Raw genomic sequence first — 3,160 nt, forward strand, 5'->3', positions numbered from 1 at the left:
GACGATGCCCCAGAATCCCAGTTTATGTTCCCGGAATTCCAACTGGCCCAGCAGTTATTCCAGGCCAGAGGCATAGAGACCTTGATCCTCGACCCATCGGAGCTTGAGTATGTTGATGGTGCCCTGAGCGCCCACGGCAAGCCTATTGACATGGTGTACAACCGCCTGGTGGATTTTGCCTTGGAGGCCCCGGCTCTTGGGGCGCTGAGGCGCGCCTACCTCGACGGCGCGGCGGTCGTCACGCCCAATCCACGCGCCCATGCGCTGATGGCCGACAAACGGAACCTGATCCTGCTATCTGATGCCCAAACCCTGCGCGACTGGGGCCTGAGTGAAACCGAGGCAGGATTTCTGGATAGAGCTGTACCGAAGACCCGGCTGGTTTCAGCAAGTGATGAGGCGGAGTTGTGGAGCAACCGGCGTAAACTGTTTTTCAAACCGGTAGCGGGCCATGGCAGCAAGGGCGTCTATCGGGGCGAAAAACTAACCCGCCGCGTTTTCGAAGAGATCCTGAAGGGTGATTACATCGCGCAGAACTTCGTTCCCGCCGGAGAACGCACCCTGAGAGTGGATGGCACGGTCACCACCAGAAAGGTCGATATCCGTTTGTACACCTATGCCGGGCAACATCTGCTTGCCGCTGCCCGTGTGTACCAGGGCCAGGCCACCAACTTTCGAACGCCGGGAGGTGGCTTTGCGCCCGTCTTTGAGGTGTGAAGGTGAGCCTCAATTGGAAACATTCAAAGGGATTAAGCCGTCAGCAAAAGTGCTCGGATCTCATAGATCCTGCATTCGGCCAACCTGACGAGCCAGTCTCATCGACTCATTTTCCTCCATCGCCAAAAGAGATTCGAACAGCTCTTTTGCTTCTGGAATTTCGGCTTTTCCAATCAGCGTTTTGTAGAGATCAATAATCTGATCATGAAAGTCGAACACTTCCCGGCAGATACCATCAAAATCAAGCTTCGCGTAAGGCTCGTCGCAGGTTCGATGAGTTTTGATCGGATTATGGGACAGGTAGTCGTACACCCGAGTTTCCAGTGCCTTCTTATCCCCTTGGTGCTCAAACTCGTTCACGATCCGCTCTATTTCCGATTCATGAGCTGCCAGATAATCCAAAAGCGCACGGGCCCGTTCTTCCTCGTGCTTTGTTGCGCAATGGGACAGACAGCTCGCCAGATGTGAGTGCAGATCGCGCGTCCAGTCGATCAGTTGTCCAAAAGTCTTTATATCCATATCTTTTTTCCTTTTTTCCTTTTTTCTTCTCCATAATATGACTGACATCAAATAGGTATCCCGTCGTCAAATGAGGAGTCCTATTTGCATTTCCAGTGTTCAGTTGGGCTATGCGCTCGCCTGGCTAATTCGCTAATCCATTGCAAACCGCAGGCACTGCAGCAAATCGACGCCTCTACCGGCTTCAGATCGATTCCACAACCTCAGAGAGCATATCCCTGACCTTCCCGGCAACCTGCTTGAGCTCGTCATTATCGATGGCGCTCATGGAAGCCAATGGATCCACTGCACTTACCTCAATGCCCTCCGAAACCTCACGAAGAATAACGTTGCAAGGCAGCATGGCACCCACGCGAGGCTCCACACCGATGGCTTCCCAGGCCATGCCAGGATTGCAGGCCCCGAGAATCCGATAGGCCAACATATCCTTGTCCAGCTTTTTCTTCATGGTGGCTTTGACATCAATTTCTGTCAGCACACCGAACCCGTGATCAGTGAGGGCCTGACGCGCTCTTCTGTCCACGTCCTCGAAATCGACATCTTTGATAACTCGATCGATCGTGTATGACATAGCTACCTCCAATGATTCAGAAGTTCATTGCTTTGACCCGAGTTTCACCACCCTCAAACGCAGCGCATTCACGATCACGCTGACCGAGGACAGCGACATGGCGGCCGCTGCAAAAATGGGCGACAGCAGTATCCCGAAAAACGGGTACAAAACCCCTGCCGCTATCGGAACACCGGCGGAGTTGTAAACGAAGGCGAAAAACAGGTTCTGACGGATATTGCGCATGGTCGCCAGAGACAAACGGCGCGCCTCGACAATGCCCATCAGGTCGCCGCGTAGCAGCGTAATGCCGGCGCTTTCGATGGCGACATCGGTCCCGGTGCCCATGGCCACACCGACATCCGCCGTTGCCAGTGCAGGCGCATCGTTTACGCCGTCACCCGCCATCACGACAACACGGCCTTCGTCTTTCAGGCGCTGGACGATCTTGCCCTTATCTTCCGGCAGGACTTCCGCTTCCACTTCGTCGATATGCAGTTTTCGGGCAACTGCTTCAGCTGAAGTGCGGTTATCGCCGGTCAGCATGACCACCCGGATGCCGTCTTTTTGCAGCGCGGAAATAGCGGCTTCGGTGGTTTCCTTGACCGGATCGGCAATCGCCAGCAACCCTGCGACGTTTCCGTCGACAGCAGCAAAAATCACGGTAGCACCATCTTTTCGGAGCTGGTCGGCGTCGCCGTCAAATCGCGTGGTGTCGACATTTTCCGACTCCATGAGAAGGCGGTTACCAAGTAGCACCCGCTTGCCGTCTATTCGACCGGTAACCCCTTTACCATTCGGAGAGTCAAAGTCTTCCGCATCCGGAAGCTTCAGGTCCATGCCCTTGGCTTTATCGAGTATGGCGTGAGCCAGTGGGTGCTCACTGCCTTTCTCCAGGCCGCCTGCATAACGCATGAGACTACTGTCATCGAACCCGTTGGCCGCGACAAGCCGGGTGACTTGCGGCTTGCCCTCTGTCAGCGTGCCGGTTTTATCCACCACCACGGTGTCCACCTTCTCCATACGCTCCAAGGCTTCCGCATCGCGAATCAGAACGCCACTTTGAGCACCGCGTCCGACACCCACCATGATGGACATGGGCGTCGCCAAGCCAAGTGCGCAAGGGCAGGCAATGATCAGAACACTGACCGCTGCAATCAGCCCGAACGCCATAGGCGGCGTGGGCCCGAAGAATGACCAGGCTATAAAGGCGATAATGGCGATCACGATCACCGCAGGCACAAAATAACCCGCCACCTTGTCGGCCAGGCCCTGAATGGGCGCGCGGCTGCGCTGGGCGCTCGCCACCATCTGCACAATCTGGGACAGCATGGTGTCACGGCCAACCTTGTCGGCCCGCATGATAAAGCTGCC

Annotated in this window: 4 protein-coding genes; 1 reads left to right on the forward strand and 3 read right to left on the reverse strand. The window is 55.6% G+C overall.

The features are described from left to right. Positions 1 to 717 (forward strand): ATP-grasp domain-containing protein (locus tag B2W52_RS10535; protein ID WP_476738527.1); only part of this gene is annotated, 717 nt, incomplete at its 5' end. Between the two features lie 60 nt (positions 718 to 777). Here the strand turns inward: B2W52_RS10535 and B2W52_RS10540 are convergent. The 3 genes from B2W52_RS10540 to B2W52_RS10550 all read right to left on the reverse strand — a co-directional run. Continuing rightward, entirely contained in the window at positions 778 to 1,236 is a 459-nt protein-coding gene (locus B2W52_RS10540; protein WP_022990672.1) for a hypothetical protein, read from the reverse strand. 184 nt (positions 1,237 to 1,420) lie between these two features. Further along, positions 1,421 to 1,807 (reverse strand): DUF302 domain-containing protein, encoded by a 387-nt coding sequence (locus B2W52_RS10545; protein ID WP_022990673.1) that lies wholly within the window; start codon positions 1,805 to 1,807, stop codon positions 1,421 to 1,423. Positions 1,808 to 1,831: 24 nt separating this feature from the next. Continuing rightward, positions 1,832 to 3,160 (reverse strand): heavy metal translocating P-type ATPase (locus B2W52_RS10550; RefSeq protein ID WP_286802937.1); only part of this gene is annotated, 1,329 nt, incomplete at its 5' end.

The sequence above is a fragment of the Marinobacter sp. UBA2498 genome (assembly GCF_002341575.1).
Taxonomy (GTDB): Bacteria; Pseudomonadota; Gammaproteobacteria; order Pseudomonadales; family Oleiphilaceae; genus Marinobacter; species Marinobacter manganoxydans.